The sequence below is a fragment of the Methylobacterium trifolii genome (genome assembly GCF_022179685.1).
GTDB lineage: Bacteria > Pseudomonadota > Alphaproteobacteria > Rhizobiales > Beijerinckiaceae > Methylobacterium > Methylobacterium trifolii.
In genome coordinates, this window is record NZ_BPRB01000035.1 from 1 (window position 1) to 20379 (window position 20379).

At 72.7% G+C, this 20379-nt stretch carries 11 protein-coding genes and 1 pseudogene; 5 read left to right on the top strand and 7 right to left on the bottom strand.

Annotated features, from left to right (window positions below):
* Positions 1 to 232: 232 nt before the first annotated feature.
* The 4 genes and pseudogenes from COGEMETH_RS02890 to COGEMETH_RS02905 form a co-directional block, all read right to left on the bottom strand.
* A complete protein-coding gene (locus tag COGEMETH_RS02890; RefSeq protein WP_238181124.1) occupies positions 233 to 1336 on the bottom strand; it encodes a COX15/CtaA family protein in 1104 nt (367 codons plus the stop codon).
* Between the two features lie 217 nt (positions 1337 to 1553).
* Positions 1554 to 3593 (bottom strand): ATP-binding protein, encoded by a 2040-nt coding sequence (locus COGEMETH_RS02895; protein ID WP_238181125.1) that lies wholly within the window; start codon positions 3591 to 3593, stop codon positions 1554 to 1556.
* A gap of 122 nt (positions 3594 to 3715) precedes the next feature.
* Positions 3716 to 4391 (bottom strand): annotated as a pseudogene (locus COGEMETH_RS02900) (SDR family NAD(P)-dependent oxidoreductase).
* A 103-nt stretch (positions 4392 to 4494) separates the two neighbouring features.
* A complete protein-coding gene (locus COGEMETH_RS02905; RefSeq protein WP_238181126.1) occupies positions 4495 to 7176 on the bottom strand; it encodes an MGH1-like glycoside hydrolase domain-containing protein in 2682 nt (893 codons plus the stop codon).
* 185 nt (positions 7177 to 7361) lie between these two features.
* Between COGEMETH_RS02905 and trpA the strand changes: the two genes are divergently transcribed.
* The 4 genes from trpA (at position 7362) to COGEMETH_RS02925 (ending at position 11634) form a co-directional block, all read left to right on the top strand.
* The gene (gene trpA, locus COGEMETH_RS02910) at positions 7362 to 8201 is read left to right on the top strand and encodes a tryptophan synthase subunit alpha (RefSeq protein WP_238181127.1); all 840 of its coding nucleotides are present in this window, start codon (positions 7362 to 7364) and stop codon (positions 8199 to 8201) included.
* 73 nt (positions 8202 to 8274) lie between these two features.
* On the top strand, positions 8275 to 9189 hold the full coding sequence (gene accD, locus COGEMETH_RS02915; protein WP_238181128.1) for an acetyl-CoA carboxylase, carboxyltransferase subunit beta: 915 nt from the start codon (positions 8275 to 8277) through the stop codon (positions 9187 to 9189).
* A 17-nt stretch (positions 9190 to 9206) separates the two neighbouring features.
* Positions 9207 to 10532: a bifunctional folylpolyglutamate synthase/dihydrofolate synthase gene (locus COGEMETH_RS02920; RefSeq protein WP_238181129.1), complete on the top strand. Its 1326-nt coding sequence runs from the start codon at positions 9207 to 9209 to the stop codon at positions 10530 to 10532.
* Between the two features lie 190 nt (positions 10533 to 10722).
* On the top strand, positions 10723 to 11634 hold the full coding sequence (locus tag COGEMETH_RS02925; protein ID WP_238181130.1) for an outer membrane protein: 912 nt from the start codon (positions 10723 to 10725) through the stop codon (positions 11632 to 11634).
* 159 nt (positions 11635 to 11793) lie between these two features.
* Here COGEMETH_RS02925 and trxA read toward each other — a convergent pair whose 3' ends face one another.
* Complete coding sequence (gene trxA / locus COGEMETH_RS02930) at positions 11794 to 12123, bottom strand: thioredoxin (protein WP_238181131.1); 330 nt, start codon at positions 12121 to 12123, stop codon at positions 11794 to 11796.
* Between the two features lie 307 nt (positions 12124 to 12430).
* On the opposite strand from trxA, the gene COGEMETH_RS02935 reads away from it, so the two are divergent.
* Positions 12431 to 13729 (top strand): PQQ-dependent sugar dehydrogenase, encoded by a 1299-nt coding sequence (locus tag COGEMETH_RS02935; protein WP_238181193.1) that lies wholly within the window; start codon positions 12431 to 12433, stop codon positions 13727 to 13729.
* Here the strand turns inward: COGEMETH_RS02935 and addA are convergent, their stop codons facing one another.
* On the bottom strand, positions 13730 to 17176 hold the full coding sequence (gene addA, locus COGEMETH_RS02940; RefSeq protein WP_238181132.1) for a double-strand break repair helicase AddA: 3447 nt from the start codon (positions 17174 to 17176) through the stop codon (positions 13730 to 13732).
* On the bottom strand, positions 17176 to 20337 hold the full coding sequence (gene addB / locus COGEMETH_RS02945; RefSeq protein WP_238181133.1) for a double-strand break repair protein AddB: 3162 nt from the start codon (positions 20335 to 20337) through the stop codon (positions 17176 to 17178). Before addB ends, addA begins: the two co-directional genes overlap by 1 nt.
* Between the last annotated feature and the right edge of the window lie 42 nt (positions 20338 to 20379).

Here is a 20379-nt window from a genome sequence, read left to right on the forward strand (position 1 = left end):
CCTGGCACTACACGCCGCGGGAGATCTTCGCGGCGTGTAGTGCCAGGTCAGAGCCAGGGGTCTTCCGTCATCGGCCACGAACATCGCCGCCTCCTGCAACACGTGCAGGCTAATTCTTCAACCCTTCAAGACGTTCCCCGTAAAAACTGCGCACACACAGGCTATCCCCATCGTTCCGGCCGGATGGTGAAGATTTGTGCCGCGCAGCAAGACTGTTGCACGGCAAACAGGCTCATGCGCGCCCCTTCGCCAGCCCCTCGAAGCCGAAGGCGGCGGCCTCCGGGACACCGACCCGCCTCGTGCGGACGTGCCCGCGGCTGAGCCGGGCGTGGACGGTGGCCATCACCAGGACGGCCATGGCGAAGACCTGATGAGCCAGCGCCGCCCAGAGGGGCACGGCCAGCAGGAGCGTGGCGATGCCGAGCCCCGCCTGCGCGAGGACGAGCCCCGCGATCCCCGCGGCACGGCGCGATGCGCCCGCCCCGCCCTGAACGATGCGGGCGTCGAGGGCGTGGAGCAGGGCCACGGCGAGGAGGAGGTAGGCCGTGAGCCGGTGGTTGAACTGGACCAGGGTGGTGTTGTCGACGAAGTTCTCGATCCAGGGCCTGACGGAGAACAGGTCGTCCAGGGGCGGGACGAGGCTCCCGTCCATGTCGGGCCAGGTGTTGTGGACCAGCCCCGCATGAGAGCCGGCCACGAGGCCGCCGAGGAAGATCTGCGCCAGCACCAACACCGGCAGGAGGGCGGCCGTCGCGCGCAGGCGCCGCGGCGCAGGGGCGCGCGCCTCGTCGCGCTCGCCCGCCGCGAGCCAGACCAGCCCGGCCAGGATCAGGCTCGCCATGGTGAGGTGGAGGGCGAGCTTGAGGGGGGCCACCGCGATCATGCCCGGCTGCAGCCCGGAGGCGACCATGATCCAGCCGATCGCGCCTTGCGCCGCGCCGAGCACGCCCAGGGCGAGCAGCCCGAGGCCGAGGCGGCGGCCGAGCATGCCCCGCCACCAGAACACGAGGAGCGGCAGGAAGAACGCGAGCCCGACGATCCGGCCGAGGATCCGGTGCCCCCATTCCCAGGCATAGAGCACCTTGAAGTCGGACAGCCCGAGGCCCTCGTTGAGGATTCTGTACTGGGGCGTGCCGCGGTACTTCTCGAATTCGGCGGCCCAGTCCGCGCCCGAAAGCGGCGGCACCACGCCGGTGACGGGCCGCCACTCGGTGATCGAGAGCCCGGACCCGGTAAGCCGCGTCGCGCCCCCCACCGCCACCATCGCCACCACCAGCACGGCGAGCAGGTAGAGCCAGGTCCGGACGGGGCCGGTGCGCTCGGGGTGGGGCCTCATGGCCGGGTCATCCGTCTGGTGTCGCGATCGGCTGCCGGATTAGGCGCTGGCGCTGCGGGCGGCAACGTTCGGCGGTGCCGCACCGCCGAAGCGGCCGTGCATCACGCGATCCCCGGACCTCCGAACGGTCCTCGCCGTTCGGAAAAGGCCCTGTCGCGCTGCAGGCGAGGTCTTCGCAACGGACGTGGTCGGGCGGGGACGGCCGGTCCTGTGCCGCTCAGGCGGCCTTGAAGGCGGCCTCGGCGGTGCGGCCGTCCAGCAGGGCCGGCAGGGCCTTGAGGTCGAGGGGCTTGGCGAGGAAGCCGTCGAAGCCAGCCGCGCGCGCGGCCCGTTCGTCCTCGCGGCCGGCATTGGCGGTGAGCGCCACCAGATGGAGGTGCCCGATGCCGGCTTCCCCGGAGCGGATACGGCGGGCGGTCTCGTGGCCGTCGAGGTTGGGCATGCGGATGTCGATCAGGGCGAGGTCGAAGGGCCCGCACCTGGCGAGCCGGTCCAGGGCCTCCAGGCCGTCGGCGGCGTGCACCACCTCGGCGCCCAGGCGCTCCAGGGCGCGGGTGGCGAGCAGCGCGTTGATCGGGTTGTCCTCGGCCAGCAGCACGCGGACGGCAGGCCCGGTGCGCCCGGCCGCCGGCAGCGGCGCCGGCCGGGCCGGCTCGGTCTCGGGATTGGGCGCGAGCAGGCGGTCGAACAGGGAGCGGGCGCGCACCGGCTTGATCAGGTAGCTGTCGAAGCCGGCGGCCCCCGGGGCGCCGAACTCGCGCCGGTCGAAGGGCGAGAGCAGGATCAGGCTGCAGCGGACGCCGCTGGCCCGCGCCGCGTCCGCGAGCCGGCGGACGGGGGCGTCGCCCAGGGCCCGGTCGGCGATCACGGCGTCGAAGCCGGCCCCGCACAACGCGGACAGGCCCTCCTCGATGCCCGCCACGACCACGGCGGCGGCCCCCGAGCGGGCGAGGCTGCCGGCGAGGTAGGGCGCCTGGAACGGCGAATCGGCCACGATCAGGACGCGCCGCCCGGAAAGCTGGACCGGCGGGGCAGCCTCAACCGAAGCGTCCGCCGGGGCCGCGGCCAGCGGCAGCGTCACCCGGAAGGTCGAGCCGCGCCCGAGCTTCGAATCGGCCTCGATCCGCCCGCCCATCCGGGCCACGAGGCGGCGGGTGATGGCGAGCCCGAGGCCGGTGCCCTCGTGGCGTCGGCTGGCACTGCCGTCCCCCTGCTCGAACTCCTCGAACAGGATCGGGATGCGGTCCTCCGGGATGCCGGGACCGGTATCCGACACGGAGAGGACGACGCCCTCCCCCGTGCGGCCGAGCGTGATGCCGACCCCGCCGGAGCCGGTGAACTTGATGGCGTTGCCGGCGAGGTTGACCAGGATCTGCCGCATACGGTCGGCATCGCCCACGACGAGGCCGGACAGGTCCTCGCCCACGTCCAGGGCGATCTCGATGCCCTTGTCCTGCGCGCGCGGGGCCAGCAGCTCGACCACGCCCTCGGCGAGCGCGGGCAGGTCGAAGGGCTCGGCCGCCAGATCCAGGCGCCCGGCCTCGATGCGGGAGAAGTCGAGGATACCGTCGATCAGCCCGAGCAGCGCCTGCCCGCTGGTGCGCACCGCCTCGACGTAGGTGCGCTGCTCGGCGTCCAGCCCCGTGTCGAGGACGAGGTCGGCCATGCCGAGGATGCCGTTCAGGGGCGTGCGGAACTCGTGGCTGACGGTGGCGAGGAAGCGGGATTTCGCGACGTTGGCGGCCTCGGCGCGGGCCAGCGCCACGTCGAGGGAGCGGGCGGACTCGACGCGGGCGGTGACGTCGTGGCCGGCGCGCAGCCACTGCATCGGCTCGTCGCCCCGCGCGATCGGCATCTCCACGAAGGCGAACCAGCGCGGCACCCCGTCCACCGGCAGCACCCGCGCCTCGATCCGGCGCACCCCGTCCGGGCCGATCTCGACGGAGCGGCTCTCCAGCACTTCGAGGTCCACGCTCGCGCCGACGAGGTCGAAGGGCCGGCGGCCGAGGAGGCGCGCGTAGCCCTCGTTGGCGAAGGTGATGCGCTGGAGACTATCCCGCTGCACGATCACCTCCATCGTCGCCTCGACCAGCGCCCGGTAGCGGTCCTCGCTCTCGGCGATGCGCCAGATCCGGTCGTGCAGGTGCTCGGCCTCGGCCTCCGCGCGCCTGTGCGGCCGCCGGCGCCACGCCAGCACGGCGAGGCTCGCGGCGGCGATCAGGGCAGGCAGGATCAGGGCGAGGTCCCGGAGGTCCATGGCAGGCTCCCCCGGCGGAAGGCCGGCTGGCGCCAGCTTCGCAAGGGAGATTGAAGGAGGCGTTGGGAAAGGCGCTTAACCGGAGCTTGCGCGGATACGCGAGCAGCAGACCGCCCTGAACCTCAACCCGCGGGAAAGTCGGCCCCGACGCTCGCCTCGCGCCAGGCCTCGATCTCGGCCAGCCGGCCCTTCAGCCGCTGCGTGACGGCCTCGAAACCCCAGGCGCCGAGGACGAGGTGGCGCGGCGGGTCCTCGACCTCGGTGATCCGGATCATCGCCTCCCCGGCCCGCACCGGGTCGCCGGCCTGGCTGCCGCCCTTCTCCGCCGTCGCCTTCAGGCGGGCGCCGGCCGTCTCGGCGTAGTCGGGGATCGTGCTCGGCGTCTGGACGCGGGAGCGCCCGGCCCGCTGCGCCCGCATCATCGGCAGCACGGCACGGGTCAGGGCGAACAGGCCGAAGACGTTGGCGTCGATCTGCGCCCTGATCCGGTCCGCCTCGCCCTCCTCGACGGAGGATTGGTAGCCGTGGCCGGCGTTGGTCACCAGCACGTCCAAGCGCCCGAATCTCTTGTGTGCCGCCGCCACGGCGGCTTCGATCTGCCCGGCCCTCGGTCACGTCGAGGGCCAGCGCCAGCGCCCGGTCCTCCGCGCCCGCTACGAGATCGGCCACCCGCCCGGCGTCGCGGGCCGTCACCACGGCGCGCCAGCCGCGGGCGAGGACGAGCCGGGCGAGGTCGTTCCCGAACCCGGTCGAGCAGCCGGTGACGAACCAGACCGGCGTGGTCGATGACGCCGTGATGTCCGTCCCTCGCGGCCCGCCCTGCGGGCCGTTCTCGCGATGGAGCGGGAGGTCGGGGCAGGCGCCGCGGGGTGGAGGCGTGGGCGCATGCATCCGCCTCATGTCAGCCCGCGGTGGAGTCCCTTCGGGGGGTCCCTTCGCATTGCTGGATCAGCAGGGCGACGAGGCCCGACCAGCCGGTCTGGTGGGAGGCGCCGACGCCGCGGCCGGTGTCGCCGTGGTAGTACTCGTAGAACAGGACGTGGTCGCGAAAGTGCGGGTCCTCCTGCTCGATGCGGCTGTCGCCGTAGACCGGGCGGCGCCCGTCCGCGCCGCGGGCCGAGAGGCCGATAAGGCGGCGCGAGAGGTCGTCGGCGATCTCGCCCAGCGACAGGGTCCGCCCGGAGCCGGTGGGCGCCTCCACGCGAAAGTCCGGGCCGTAATAGTCGTGGAAGCGGCGCAGGCTCTCGATCAGCAGGACGTTGACCGGCAACCAGACCGGCCCGCGCCAGTTGGAGTTGCCGCCGAACAGGCGCGAACCCGATTCGGCCGGCTCGTAGGCGAGGCCGAGGTCCTGGCCGGCCCAGGAGAAGCGGAACGGCGTGGCCGCGTAGACCTTCGAGACCGCGCGGATGCCGTTGTCGGAGAGGAACTCGGCCGGGTCGAGCATGCGCCTGAGCAGCGCCTTGAGGCGGTGGCCGCGCAGGAGCGAGAGCAGGCCGGTGCGGCCCTGGCCCGGCTCGTTCCAGCGGGAGACGAGGCGGGCGAGGTCGGGCCGGCTCTCCAGGAAGAACTGCAGCCGCGCCGAGAAGCGCGGCAGGCGCGCGATCTCCTCCTCCTTCAGCACCGCGACCGCGTAGATCGGGATCAGCCCGACCATGGTGCGCACCCGGATCGGCAGGCGCTTCCCGCCCGCGCTCTCGATCACGTCGTAGAAGTAGCCGTCCGCCTCGTCCCAGACCCCGTCGCCGGAGGCCGCCGCGATCAGGAGGAAGTGCTCGAAGAACTTCTCCGCCATGTCCTCGTAGGTGGAATCCTGGAGCGCCAGCTCGATCGCGATCCGCATCAGGTCGAGGGCGTACATCGCCATCCAGGCGGTGGCGTCGGACTGGGTGAGTTCGGCGCCTTCGCCTACCGGCTTCGAGCGGTCGAAGATGCCGATGTTGTCGAGCCCAAGGAACCCGCCCTGGAACAGGTTGCGCCCGGCCGCGTCCTTGCGGTTGACCCACCAAGTGAAGTTCAGGGTCAGCTTGTTGAAGATCCGCTTGAGGAAGGCGTGGTCGGGCCGGCCCGTGAGTGCCCGGTCCATCTCGAACACCCGCCACGCGGCGAAGGCGTGGAGAGGCGGATTGGCATCCGAAAACCCCCATTCGTAGGCGGGTAGCGCCGCGTTCGGGTGCATGTAGGCCTCGTCCACGAGGAGCAGGAGCTGCCCCTTGGCGAAGTCCGGGTCGACCATCGCCAGCACGAGGCTCTGCAGGGCGAGGTCCCAGGAAGCGAACCAGGGATATTCCCAGGCATCGGGCATCGAGACGATGTCGGCCGCGCGCACGTGGCGCCAGTCGGCGTTGCGGCCCCCGCGCCGTCCGGCCGGCGGCGGGGGCTCGGCCGGGTCGCCGTCCTGCCACTCGCGCACGTCGTAATGGTAGAGCTGCTTCGACCACAGCATGCCGGCGAGCGCCTGCCTCTGGACGCTGCGCAGGTCCGGATCGGGGATATTGGCCTGGAGGGCTTCGTAGAACGCATCCGCCTCATCCTGCCGCGCGGAAAACACCGCGTCGAAATCCGCGAAGGGGTCCGCCGCCTCGGCCTCCGGGCGGAATCGCAGGCGCAGGGTCCGGGTCTGCCCGGGGGCGAGGTCGAGGCGGTAGAGGGCGGCGCATTTGGTCCCGCGCTGCGCAGGGTTCACCGCGCCGGCCTCGCCACGGACGACGCGGGCGTCGATGCCGTCCTTGTAGAAGCCCTCCTTGTCGGAGGCCTTGGCCGGCCCGGTGCCGAAGAGCCGGTGGGTGTTGGTCTCGTTCTCGGTGAACAGCAGGTCGTCGGCCCCTTGCGCGTGGAAGCGCATCGGCGCCAGCCCCGGATGCAGGGCGCGCACGCTCCCGTCCCCGGCGGCCGACAGCTCCGGGCGCTCCGCCTCGCCGCGCCAGGACCAGGTGTTGCGGGCCCAGAGCTGCGGCAGCACGGTGAGCGCGGTCGCCTCCGGGCCGCGGTTCGTCACGCTGATCCGCATCAGCACGTCGTCCGGCGCCGCCTTGGCGTAGGCGATCTCCACGTCACAATAGCGGCCCGCGTCGAACAGGCCGGTGTCGAGCAGCTCGAATTCCGGGTCGTCCAGGCCGCGGCGGCGGTTCTCGGAGATCAGCCCCTCGTAGGGGAAGGCGTCGTGCGGGTACTTGTAGAGCATCCGCATGAAGGAATGCGTCGGCGTGGCGTCGAGGTAGTAGTAGAGTTCCTTCACGTCCTCGCCGTGGTTGCCCTCGGCGTTGGTCAGGCCGAACAGGCGCTCCTTCAGGATCGGGTCGCGCCCGTTCCACAGGGCCGGGGCGAGGCACCATTCGAGGTGGGCCGTGCCGAAGCCGCCGATGCCGTCCTCGCCCCAGCGATAGGCGCGGGAGCGGGCGTGGTCGTGGGGCAGATAGTCCCAGGCCTCCCCGTCCGGGCTGTAATCCTCCCGCACGGTGCCCCATTGCCGGTCGCTGAGATACGGCCCCCAGCGGCGCCAGGCGGGGTCGCTCCGCGCCTGGACGAGGCGGGCGCCCTCCGCCGTGTCGAAGAGGCGGGACGCCGCGTGGGGCTGGGTCATGGATTCGGGTCTCCCGTGCGAATGCCGCCGGCCGCTCCCGTCCGCATCCTGCGTGGCCTTCGGTATCGCAAGGGGGACGCGTGCGGGAGAGGGCGCCCGTCGCACCGCGCTTCACGGGCCGGCCCCGATGGTGTAGGCGCGGCGCGACCCCGGACCGGTCCACGGTCGTGAGACGTACGAGCATCATGCCGAGCCGCATCGACGCCACCTTCGCCCGCTGCCGTGCGGAGAACCGGGCCGCCCTCGTCACCTACGTGATGGCGGGCGACCCCGACCCCGAGACCTCGCTGAAGGTGCTGGAGGCCCTGCCGGAGGCGGGCGCCGACATCGTCGAGTTCGGCCTGCCCTTCACCGACCCGATGGCGGACGGGCCGGCGATCCAGGCCGCGGGCCTGCGGGCGCTGAAGGCCGGCCAGGGCGTGGCCAGGACCCTGGAGCTGGTGGCCCGCTTCCGCGCGGGCGACGCGGACACGCCCGTGGTGCTGATGGGCTACTTCAACCCGATCCACACCTACGGCGTCGAACGCTTCCTCGACGACGCGCTGGCGGCCGGCATCGACGGGCTGATCGTGGTCGACCTGCCGCCGGAGGAGGACGACGAACTCTGCCTGCCGACTTTGGCAAAGGGCCTCGCCTTCATCCGGCTCGCCACCCCCACCACCGACGAGAAGCGGCTCCCGGCCGTCCTCGCGAACACCGCGGGCTTCGTCTACTACGTCTCGATCACCGGCATCACCGGCACCGCGACGCCCGATTTCGGCAAGGTGGCGCAGGCGGTCGGCCGCATCCGGCGCCACACGGCCCTGCCCGTCGTCGTCGGCTTCGGGGTCAGGACCGGTGCGCACGCGGCCGAGATCGCCCGGGGCGCGGACGGCGTCGTCGTCGGCTCTGCCCTGGTCGACCGGCTGCAGCGGTCGCTGGACGGCGAGGGCCGGGCGCAGGCGGGAACCGTCGAGGCCGTGGCCGGGCTGGTGCGGGAGCTGGCAGCCGGCGTACGCTCGGCGGGCGGCGAGCGGGCGGCCTGAGGCCGGCCGCACTGGCGGTCCGGGCGACCGGCCACGATATCGACCTCGGAACAAACCGGACGGGCGCCTCACCATGGTCGAACCGATGAACTGGATCTCGGAGGTCGTGCGCCCCAAGATCAAGACCCTGTTCAAGCGCGAGACGCCGGAGAACCTCTGGGTCAAGTGCCCGGATACCGGGCAGATGGTGTTCCACAAGGAGGTCGAGGGGAACCACTGGGTCATCCCGGGCTCCGAGCACCACCTCAAGATGAGCGCCCAGGCCCGCCTCAAGATGATGTTCGACGGCGGCACCTGGCTCGACGTGCCCCTGCCCGAGGTCGCCGTCGACCCCCTCAAGTTCCGCGACGAGAAGCGCTACGTCGACCGCCTCAAGGAGGCGCGGGCCAAGACCGGCATGCAGGACGCCTTCAAGGTCGGGTTCGGCCGCGTCGGCGGGATGCCGATGACGCTGGCGGCCCAGGAATTCGGCTTCATGGCCGGTTCGCTGGGCATGGCGGCGGGCGAGGCCTTCGTGCGCGGCGCCGAGACGGCGCTCGACAAGCGCACCCCCTACATCCTGTTCTCAGCCTCGGGCGGGGCCCGGATGCAGGAGGGCATCCTCTCCCTGATGCAGATGCCGCGCACCACGGTGGCGGTGCGGCGCCTCAACGCAGCCAGGCTCCCCTACGTCGTGGTGCTGACCAACCCGACCACGGGGGGCGTGACCGCCTCCTACGCCATGCTCGGCGACGTGCACCTGGCCGAACCCGGCGCGCTCATCTGCTTTGCCGGCCCCCGCGTCATCGAGCAGACCATCCGCGAGAAGCTGCCCGACGGCTTCCAGCGGGCGGAATACCTGCGCGAGCACGGCATGGTGGACCAGGTGGTGCACCGCCACGCCCTGAAGGAGACGGTGGCCCGGATCTGCGGCCTCCTGATGAACGTCGGCCCGGAGGCCGGCACCGCCCGCGCGCCGGCGCAGGCGCCCGTCCCCGAACCCGCCTGACGAACGCCGCCGAACCGATGGATTCCTCCGACGCGCTGATGGCGCGCTTCCTGGCCCTGCACCCGCGTACGATCGACCTGTCGCTCGGGCGGATCGAGCGCCTGCTGGCGCGCCTGAACCACCCGGAGCGCCGGCTGCCGCCGGTGATCCACGTGGCCGGCACCAACGGCAAGGGCTCGACCATCGCCTTCATGCGGGCGATCCTGGAGGCGGGGGGCCTGGCCGCCCACGTCTACACCTCCCCCCACCTCGTGCGCTTCCACGAGCGCATCCGCTTAGGGGGCATCGGCGGCGGGCACTACGTGGCCGAGGACCGCCTGGCCGACGCCTTCGCCCGCTGCGAGGCCGCCAACGCGGGCGACCCGATCACCGTGTTCGAGATCACCACGGCCGCCGCCCTCCTGCTGTTCTCCGAGGCCCCGGCCGACGTGCTGCTGCTCGAAGTGGGCCTGGGCGGCCGGGTCGACGCCACCAACGTCATCGACGAGGTGGCCGCCGCCGTGGTCACGCCGATCGGGCGCGACCACGCGGAATATCTCGGCGACACGGTCGAATCGGTAGCCACCGAGAAGGCGGGCATCTTCAAGCGCGGCTGCCCGGCCGTGATCGCGGCCCAGGACTACGCCGAGGCCGATGCGGTCCTCTGCCGGCAGGCGGCGGCCGTGGGCGCGAGCCCGATCATCGTCGGAAACCAGGACTTCTCCGTGCACGAGGACAGCGGGCGCCTGGTCTTCCAGGACGAGACCGACCTGTTCGACCTGCCCAAGCCGAAGCTGACCGGCCGCCACCAGTTCACGAACGCCGGCACGGCCATCGCGGCTCTGCGCGCGGCCGGGTTCGGGGATATCGGCGTGGCCGCGATCGAGGCGGGCCTGCGCAACGTCGACTGGCCGGGCCGGCTGCAGCGCCTGAGCCGCGGCCGGCTCGCGGCGCTGGTGCCGGCCGGGAGCGAACTCTGGCTCGACGGCGGACACAACATCGACGGCGGCCGCATCCTAGCGACCGCGCTGGCGGATCTGGGCGAGCGCAGCGACGTGCCCCTCGTCCTCATCGTCGGGCTGCTCGGCACCAAGGACGCGGAAGGCTTCCTGCGCCACTTCGTCGGCCTCTCCCGCGCCCTGATCGCGGTGCCGATCGCCGGCCAGATGGCCGCCCGCCCGGCCGAGGAGGTCGCCGACATCGCCGGCCGGGTCGGCCTGAGCGCCCGCGTGTCCCCGAGCATCGAGGCGGCGCTGTCGGCCGTCAGTGACATCGCCTTCGAGAAGCCGCCGCGCATCCTGATCTGCGGCTCACTCTACCTCGCCGGCGCCGTACTCACCGCCAACGGCACGCCGCCTTGCTGATTGCTTGACGAGAGGCAATAGGCGCCGTCTCGACCTGGAACAGCGCCCCGCCCCGGCCGGCCATGCTGATCTTCCGAGAACAACCGCCGGATCGGCGAGTCCTCGGACCTGTGGCACGGGCGCTACATCTTGGCTGTGGAAAATGACCTATCTTCCCCATCGATCGGGCACATGCTGGGGATCACAAAAAATGAAAAAGCTTCTTTCTACGCTCGCAGCCTTCACGGCTCTCACCGCCGCCGCTTCCGCGGCTGACCTTCCGCGCCGCGCTCCGCCGCCGGTGTTCACGCCGGTTCCCGTCTTCACCTGGACGGGCGCCTACTTCGGTATCAACGCCGGCTACGCGTTCGATGCCAGCGAAGGCCGCAACGGCTTCATCGACGCCGCCAACAACCCGGTGGCCTTCAACCCGGCCACGGGTGCCGTGCTCACCCCCAACACCGTGCTGCCGTTCGTTCCCGGCCGCACCGTGCTGTTCACCCAGGATTCCCGTGACGGGTTCTCCGGCGGTGGCCAGGTCGGCTACAACTACCAGTTCACCCCGGGCTCCGGTCTCGTGATCGGTATCGAAGCCGACGCTCAGTACCTCGACTTCGGCGGCCGTCGTAACAACGGCATCACCTTCAACGGCGGCGCCGGCGTGGTCGCCCCGACCTTCGCTCCGGTCAACGGCAACCTGAGCGCCCTCGACTACTTCGGTACGGCCCGCGGCCGCATCGGCTTCGCCTTCGACCGCGCCCTGTTCTACGGCACCGGCGGTTTCGCCTATGCCGGCGGTGACGGCACCGCTCGCGTGAACAACTCCGTCGGCGGCCGTGACGGCTTCCGCACCGGCTGGACCGCCGGTGCCGGTGTCGAGTACGCCCTCCCGACCGACTCGTTCCTGAACTTCTTCCGTTCGTCCGCCGTGACGATCAAGGTCGAAGGTCTGTACGTGAGCCTGGACCGGAACCGCAGCAACCTGAGCCTCGTCGGCGCGACCTCGCAGTTCCCCGGCCTGGGCATCCTGCCGGTCTACGATCGCCTCGGCTTCAACACCCGTCGCGAAGACGCCTTCGCCGTCGTCCGCGCCGGCCTGAACTACAAGTTCGGCTCGTACTAGGCCGTTCTGCTGCGATCCGGACGGCGCGAGCCGTCCGGATCGTGAACGACAAAAAAACACTGGGTCCTGAAACCGAAAAAGCCCGGCCTCACGGCCGGGCTTTTTTTGTCGCGGCGGCACGACGTGGACGGACGACGGGATGCCGTCCGTCCGTTTTCGTCAGGCGCTGGCGGTCTGGGCGCTGATCCAGCGCGAGAGGTCGCCCTTGGGCGCCGCGCCGACCTTCTGGTCGACCTGCTCGCCGTTCTTGAACAGCAGCAGCGTCGGGATCGAGCGGATGCCGTACTGCGAGGCGATGCCGGGATTCTCGTCCACGTTGACCTTGGCGATCTTCACGCGGCCCTGAAGGTCGGAGGCGATCTCCTCCAGGGCGGGGCCGATCTGCCGGCACGGGCCGCACCATTCCGCCCAGAAATCCACGACGACCGGCTCGGCGGACTTCAGGACGTCCTGCTCGAAGCTCGCATCGGTCACTTTCACGGTCGCCATCACAATCCCTTTCCCATACCGCGCGGCGGCAAACGGCCGGCTCGCGCGACTGCGGCAGAATTGGCGATGGGGCGAGGCCCGGTCAAGGCGCCTTGCGGGCCCTGCATGACCGCCTCCCGCGGCCCTCATGCCGGCAGCGCGCACGGGGGAGGCCGAGAAAAACCTCGAAGTCCGGCCGGTTACGCCCCATCTCCGCCTCACCGAGCATCGGCGCGCAACCGCGCGCGCCTGAAGACGCGGTGCGGCCGTCGGCTGCCCGCCACCCCCGCCGTCCCGCACGGCGGCTCCGAGATGAGGAATGTCCCAGGTGACGCGAATCCGCTCCATCGCACTGGCCGGCCTGGCCACCGTCGCCCTCGGCTCCCCGGCCTTCGCTCAAGGGGCGGGCGGCTCCGAGGCGCGGCCGTCGCGAGTCGAGGGCGAGGCGTTCAGCGCGCCGGCCGCCAAGGGTGCGGGCGACAGCCCGGCCGAGACCGAGGCGCCGAACACGCGCTACAAGCCGCTGCTGCCGAATCAGACCCGCGCCCCGAAGCCCGCCGAGGCCACGAAGATCGAGGTCGCCACCGTCGCGAAGGGGCTGGCGAGCCCCTGGGCGATGGAGTTCCTGCCGGACGGCCGGATGATCGTCACCGAGAAGGCCGGCAAGATCCGGATCGTGGCCAAGGACGGCACGGTGGGTCCGGCCATCGCGGGCGTGCCCAAGGTCGATCCCCGCGGCCAGGGGGGCCTGCTCGACATCGCCCTGAGCCCCGGCTTCTCCGCCGACCGGATGGTCTATTTCAGCTACGCCGAGCCCCGCGACAAGGGCAACGGCACCACCGTGGCCAAGGCCAAGCTCACCGAGGACGGCAAGGGCGGCGGCAAGCTCGAGGAGGTCAAGGTCGTCTTCCGGCAGATGCCGACCTACGACGGCGACAAGCATTTCGGCTCGCGGCTGGTCTTCTCGGGCGACGGCAAGCTCTTCGTTACGGTGGGCGAGCGCTCCGACAAGGTCACGCGGGTCCAGGCCCAGGACCTCGCGAGCGGCCTCGGCAAGGTCTTCCGCATCGACACGGACGGCAACGCGCCCAAGGACAACCCCTTCGCCGGCAGCGACAAGGCCAAGGCCGAGATCTGGTCCTACGGCCACCGCAACGTCCAGTCCGCGGCGCTGGACGCGCAAGGGCGGCTGTGGACGGTGGAGCACGGCCCCCGCGGCGGCGACGAGCTGAACCGGCCCCGTCCGGGCCTGAACTACGGCTGGCCGGTGGCGACCTACGGCATCGAGTATTCCGGCGAGACGCTGGGGGACGGCGTCACCCAGGCGGCGGGCACCGTGCAGCCGGTCTATTACTGGGACCCGGTGATCGGCCCCTCCGGCATGGCCCTCTATACCGGCGACCTGTTCCCGGCCTGGAAGAACGACTTTCTGGTCGGCGGCCTCGTCAGCGGGGGGCTCGTGGTGCTGAAGGTCGACGGCGACAAGGTCGTCACCGAGGAGCGCGTGCCCCTCGACGCCCGCATCCGCGACGTGCGGGTCGGCCCGGACGGGGCGGTCTACGCCGTCACGGACGGGGCGGACGGCAAGATCCTCAAGCTGACCCCGCCCAAGGCCAAGGAAGGCTGATCAGGTCGACAGCCCGGCCTCGGCGAGCGCCGAGGCCATCTCCGCCTCGCTCAAGGGCCGGATCACCGGCCCCGAGGCCCAGACCAGCACCGGCCGGATGTGGTGCTCCGGATAGATCCGCGCCAGCAGGGCGGCGTAGAGGGCGATCTGGCCGGCATCGGCCTTCGGCAGCGCCGCCCCGGCGGCGGGCGGCCGACCGGTCTTGAAGTCGGCCAGCCAGACGGTGCCGTCCGTCACCGCGAGCCGGTCGACCCGGCCGAATACCGACCGCTCGGCCCCGTCCACCCGCACCGTCCCAGACAGACTCACCTCCGCCCGCGCGCCCTCGGAGAACAGGGGCGCGAGGTCGGGCTCCCCGATGACCCGCATCGCCGCCTGGACGATGCCCCGGTGCTTGCCCTCCGCCAGGCCCGGCGCGCGGGCCGCCACGAAGGCCAGGGCCGCGGCGTCCCGGCGGGTCGGATCGAGCCGCGGCAGGTGCTGCAGCAGGGCATGGATCAGGACGCCGCGCCGGCGCGCCTCGGCGTCGGCCTGCCGCGGCGGGATCAGCCGCGAGCCGTCCGCGGCCTGCATCATCCCAGACGGGGAGAGAGGCGGCGGCGCCTCGGCCTCGGCCGGCACGGGCGTGCGGAGCCATGCCGGGATCGGGGTCGCCTCGGCAGGCGCGCCGGCGTCCACGTCCGGCCGGAGCCCAGCCTCGCCCCCACGCCAGAGGGTGACGGGACCGTAGGTCGTCTCGACGGCCTCGCCGGGGCCGACGTGCCGCTCCATCCCGGCGAGCACCATCCGGCACCAGGCGGCCTCGGTCTCGCGCTCGTGCCCGCGATAGGGCGCGATCACCAACCGGTCGGCCGCCCGCGTCATCGCCACGTAGAGGAGCCGGTTGTGCTCCTCGCGGGCGCGGGCCTGCAACGCGGCCCGCGCGGAGCCGAGGACGGCGTTGTCGTAGGATCTGGCGCTCGACCAGACCGGTGGCAGGCCCGCACCCATGGCCGCCATCGGCAGGAGCGGCGGGTCGTTGCGGCCGAGGGGCTCGCAGCCGTCGATCACCACGACGACGGGGGCCTCCAGGCCCTTGGCGCCGTGCACGGTCATCACGCGGACCTCGTCGCGGCCCGATTCCATGTCGCGCTTGACCGTGTGCGCCCCCTCCCCCGCCGCGCCGACGTAGCGGGCGAGGAACCCGCCGAGCGAAGGCGCGTCGTTGGCCTGCTCGGCCTGCGCGGCGGCTGCGAGGAACACGTCGATGGCGTCGCCGGCTTCGCCGCCGAGGCGCGCGACGAGCTTTGCCCGCCCATTCCGGGGACCGAGGAGGGCGGCGTAGAAGCCGAACGGCCCCTCGGCGCCGGCCAGCGCGATCCAGCCGGACAGGGCCGCGAGACCGGCGATCGCGGCGGCGTCGCCCATGTCGGCGTGCCGGTGAAGGGCGTCCTCCAAAGTTTCCGCGAGGTCGCGGCGGGCCGCGATGCGGACGAGGTCGTCGTCGGACAGCCCGACCAGGGGCGTCTTGAGAGCGGTGGCAAGCGTCAGGTCGTCGGCCGGCAGCAGCCCGGCGCGGCCGACCGCGACGAGGTCGGCGACCGCGATGTGGGCGGCGACGTCGAGGCGGTCCTGGCCGGCGACCGGCACGGCGAGGCCCTTCAGGGCCCGGATCACCTCCTCGAAGGCCGCCCCGCGCTTGCGCACCAGGACCAGGATCTCGCCGGGCCGCCAGACCCGGCCGCCCTCGTCGCCCACCGTCGTCCAGCTCCGCACGGCCCGCGCGATCCGCCGGGCGGTGACGATGGCCGGGGCGTTGGCCTCCGGCGCGTCGACGGGGGCGGCCCAGGCATCGGGCTCGGTCTCCTCCACCGGCTCGGCCACCGGCCAGAGTTCGACCGCGCCGGCAGCGCCCGGGCGGGCGCTCGTATGAACCGTGCCCACGGCCGCATCGTCGAAGGACAGCCCCTCGTAATGCTCCGGCACGGAGAAGACCGCGTCGACCGCCCGGAGCACGCTCTCCGTCGAGCGGAACGACAGGGTCAGGGGTACGTCCGCGAAGTCCATCCCGGCGGCCTTGGCCGCGCCGATCCAGGCCGCGCGGGTCCGGGCGAACTCGCGGGGCTCCGCGCCCTGGAAGCTGTAGATCGACTGCTTCGGGTCGCCCACCGCGAAGCGGGTGCGCCGCAATTCCCGAGCGCCCTCGCCGGCCGCGAACTCGGCCGTGATCGCGTCGAGGATCGCCCATTGCTGCGGGTTGGTGTCCTGCGCCTCGTCGATCAGGACGTGGTCGATGCCGCGGTCGAGCTTGTACAGCACCCACCCGGCCCCGACCCGCGAGAGCAGGTCGAGGGTCTTGTGGATCAGGTCGTCGAAGTCGAGGGCGCCCAGCCGCGCCTTCTGCGCCTCCACGCGGCGGTGGATCTCGGCCGCCAGGGTGAACAGGGCGCGGGTGCGGGCAAGGGCGTGGGCCGCCCGCAGACGGTCGAACAGGGGCACGAGCCGGTCGCGCTCGTTGATGAGCGCCTCGCGCAGGGCCTCCGGCACGGCCTTGGTGCCGAGGCTCCTGTCGGCCTTCGGCTCGTCCTTGGCGGTGAAGAAGACCGACCGGTAAGCGTCGAGGGCGTCGGCCCTCGCGCCCGCCGCCTCGACCGCCAGCAGGGCATCGGCTAGCCCCTCGTCGGTGGACTTACCGGTGCGCAGGCGCGCGGCAAGATCGTGCAGGTCGCCGAGGCCGCCGTCGAGGATGCTCTTCTCGATCGTCTCGGCCGTCTCCCGCGCGCCGAGCCCGAGGGCCGCGTGCAGGGCCGCGAATTGCGGCCCCAGGCCCCGTCGGTCGCCGAGCACCGTGCGGGCCGACATCGCGGCGCGGATCGCCCGGCGCAGGATGTCGCCCGAGGCCTCGGGCGCGACCCGGGCCAGGGCGTCGCTCAGGACCGGGTCGCCCCTCACCGCGTCGGCCAGCACGTTGTCGGTCTCCAGGGCGAAGGCGGCCCGCGACTGGTCCTCGTCCAGCACCACGAAGCGGGCCGGCACGTTCGCCTCGAAGGGGAACATGTGCAGCAGTCGCTCGCAGAGGGCGTGCAGGGTCTCGATCTTGAGGCCCCCCGGCGTCTCCACCGCGCGGGCGAACAGGCGGCGCGCCGCTTCCAGTCGCTCGCGGCTGGGGGTGGCGCCTGTGAGGTCGGCGAGCTCAGCGCCGAGCGCGGCGTCGTCCAGGGTGACCCAGCGCCCGAGCAGCCGGAACACCTGGATCGACATGTTGGCGGCGGCCGCCTTGGTGAAGGTGAGGCAGAGGATGCGCCCGGGCGCCGCCCCGTCGAGGAGCAGGCGCACCACCCGGTCGGTGAGCACCTTGGTCTTGCCGGCCCCGGCATTGGCCGAGACCCAGGCCGAGGCGCGCGGGTCGGCCGCGTCGCGCTGACGCTCCCGCGTCAGGTCGTCGACGACGAAGGCGTCTTCGGCCATCAGCCCTCTCCCTCGCCCCCGAGCGACCATTCCAGCACGCGGGCGAGATGGTCGTAATCGCCGTAGGACTTCGCGAATTTCGGGTAGGGCCGCGAGGTGTAGGCCGCCTCCCCGGCCATGAAGCGGGCCACCAGCCCGCGCAGGCGCCCGGCATGCTCGGCCACGATCGCGTCCACCGTCCGGGCCTCCCCCCGCGGAGGCTTGAAAGGCGCCGGCACGAAGGGCTTTCGGCCGCCGGAGGCGTGGACGTAGAGAAGGTCGGGCGTCGCCTTCACGGCAGGGAGGCCTTCGAAGGCGCCGGCCATCAGCATCGCGGCCTCCAGGGTGAGCTGCGGCGAGAAGCCGGCGAAGACCTCGCGGTTGCCCGGCGGCTGGCCGGTCTTGAAGTCGACGATGCAGGCGCTGCCGTCCGGGCGCAGTTCGATCCGGTCGGCGCGGGCGCGCAGGGTGAAGACCTCCCGGCCCATGGGGATCGCCCAGCGGCCGGAGATCTCGGGGTGGATGCGGGCGAGGTCCGGGCGGCGGGCGGCCTCCCAGGGCAGGTAGGCGCCGGCCGTGCGCTCGTAGCGGGGCCACCACTCGGCATAGAGTTCGGGATAGGTGTCCTTGATATCCGTGAAGTGGTCGACGGCGACCTGCGCCAGGACTTCGCGTGCGAGGCCTGGATCGGGCAGGTCGGCCGGGTATTTCAGCGCGAAGCGCCCGAAGACGTCGTGGACGATGGAGCCCCGGTCGCTGGCGCCGGGCGCGGCGGCCACCGGCTCCAGGGGATCGAGCCCGAGGACGTGGCGGGCGAAGATGACGTAGGGGTCGCGCACCAAAGTCTCGATCTCGGTGACGCTCAGGCGGCGCGGGAACAGGGCCGGGTCCGGCCGCGGCTTCGGCTGGGTCAGGCGGGGTTGGGCCGGGGCGGCGTCGAGGGCCGCGGCATAGCCGGTGAAGCGCCGCCCGGCGGCCAGCGCCTCCCCCCAGCGCGTTTCGCCTGAAAACGCGCGCAGGCGCTGGAGCAGCCGGGACGGCACGGTCGGCGCGCCCTCGCGCTTGAGCGCGCGGGTGATCACCGCGTCGCGGCAGCCCAGGGCCTGGACGAAGTCGTGCGCCATCTGGCCGACGCGGCGCTCGGGCGGATCGAGGCCGACGCGCTCGCGCATCGGGCGGTTGAGGAAGGCGTCGGTGACGGTCTTCATCGGCCAGACGCCCTCGTCGAGGCCGCCGAGGACGACGCGGTCGGCACCGAGCAGGCGGGCTTCCAGCAGGCCGAGGATGCGCAGGCGCGGATGCGGGGCCGTCCCTGCGCAGGCCACGACCCGCTCGCGGGCCAGCGCCGTGAAGAAGGCCGGGTAGTCGGCGAAGCGCCCGTCGAGGCGGTCGGGCCGGGCCATCGCGAAATCGTCGAACAGGGCGTCGAGGCAGGCCAGCGACGCCTCGGGGGCGGGCTCCCGGTCGTCCGGCGGCCCTTCGAGCAGCCACTCGCAGGCGGCCCGGTGGCGGCCGGCGAGGGTGACGAGATCGCCGGTCTTCGCCTCGTCCGGGGCCGGGAAGTCGACGAAGGCCGCCTCCAGGCCGTCCACGACCCGCTCGGCCAGGTCCCAGTCGAGGTCGGTCAGGCGCTGCTTGGCGCGGGGGCGGCGCTGGCCCTCGCCCTGCCGCTGGTCGCGCAAAGCCGCGCGGATGCCGGCAAATCCGGCCTTGGGCGCCGGCCCGCGCAACGCCCCGATCTCCAGGGCCGCCGCGCCGCGCACGACCTCGCCCCGCGGCAGCCCGATCCGCACCAGGGGATGGGCCAGCAGGGCGATGATCCGGGCGGGGATCGCGTCGCCGTGCCGGTCGCCTGCGCGGATGAGGAGGTCGGCGGCCAGTTCCGCGGCAAGCCGCGCCAGCCGCCCCGCGGGGCTGCGCGCCAGGGGGAGGCCGGCCGAATCCTCGGCGACGATGCCCCAGCGGGCGAGTTCGGCAGCCACGCGTATGGCCAGCCCCCGGTCCGGGGTGACCAGGGCGGCGCTGGCGCCAGAGGTCTCCAGGGTCTCGCGCAGGGCGATCGCGGCGACGAGCGCCTCCTCCCGCTCGTCGGCCGCCTCCACCACGGCGAGCCCCGCGAGCCCGAGAGCGGCGGTGGCGTCGCGTTCCTGCGCATCCAGGCGCGCCCAGGCGTCCGTCGTCTCGGCAGGCCGCAGGGCCTCGGACAGGAGGCGCGCCCGCGCCGCCTCCTCGGGGCGAGAGCGGCCGAGGTCGGTCACGGCCCCGCGCGGCAGGTTCATGCAGTCCGGGCCGAGCAGGCGGTGCAGCACCGCCTGCGGGTGGCCGTGGGCGATCGCGCGCGTAGGCCCCTCCCCCGTCTCGATCGCGTCCCATCCGGTCGCATCGAGGTCCAGGTCGAGGCCCGGCAGCACCACGGCGCCCCGGCGCAGACCCGCGACGGCAGCGATCAACTTGGCGGTGGCCGGCACCGAGCCGGTCGAGCCGGCGATCACCACCGGGTCGTCCGGCCGCTCGCGCGCGAGGCGCGCCGCCTCGGCCAGGACGAGGCTTCGGGCGCGGAAGACCGGGTCACTCAAACTCCGCTCGGCCAGGATCGCCGGCCACGCCTCGGCGGCGATGCGCAGGAAGTCGAGGGTGAGGCCGAAATAGCGGGAGTATTCCGCCTCGACGGCGGCGCCGATCTCCGACCAGGGCAACCCCTCCACGGTCAGCGCATCCATCAGGCGTTCGAGGTCGCCGGCGAGGCCGATGGCGTCGGCCGGCGAGGACGGCACCAGGAACGGCACGTCGTCGTCGATGGGCAGGAGCCGGCGGTCCACCGTGTCGGCCCAGGCCTGGACGAGGCGGGCGAGGATGAGACGCCGCTCCAGGGGCGGGATCGGCGGGTTGAGGCTGTCGGGGCCGTTCTCCAGCAGCGGCTCGGCGGCGAGATCGAGTTCCGCCTCGTCGGCCTCGCCCAGGGGAATCATCCGCGGCAGCAGCGCCGCCGCGCCGAGGCGCCGTCCGAGGATCGCCGCCAGCGCGCGGGTCGCCCGGCGCGTGGGCAGGAACACCGTCACGCCGGCCAGCGCCAGGGGATCGGCCCCGACCGGGCCCACGAGGCGCCCGTCGATCAGGGCCTCGGCCAGGGTCGGCAGGAAGGGCGCGCCGCGGGAGATGGTGAAGACGTGGGAGTCGGGCATGCGAGGTTCCATCACCGCTTCGCCGAACCGGGCCGACGCACG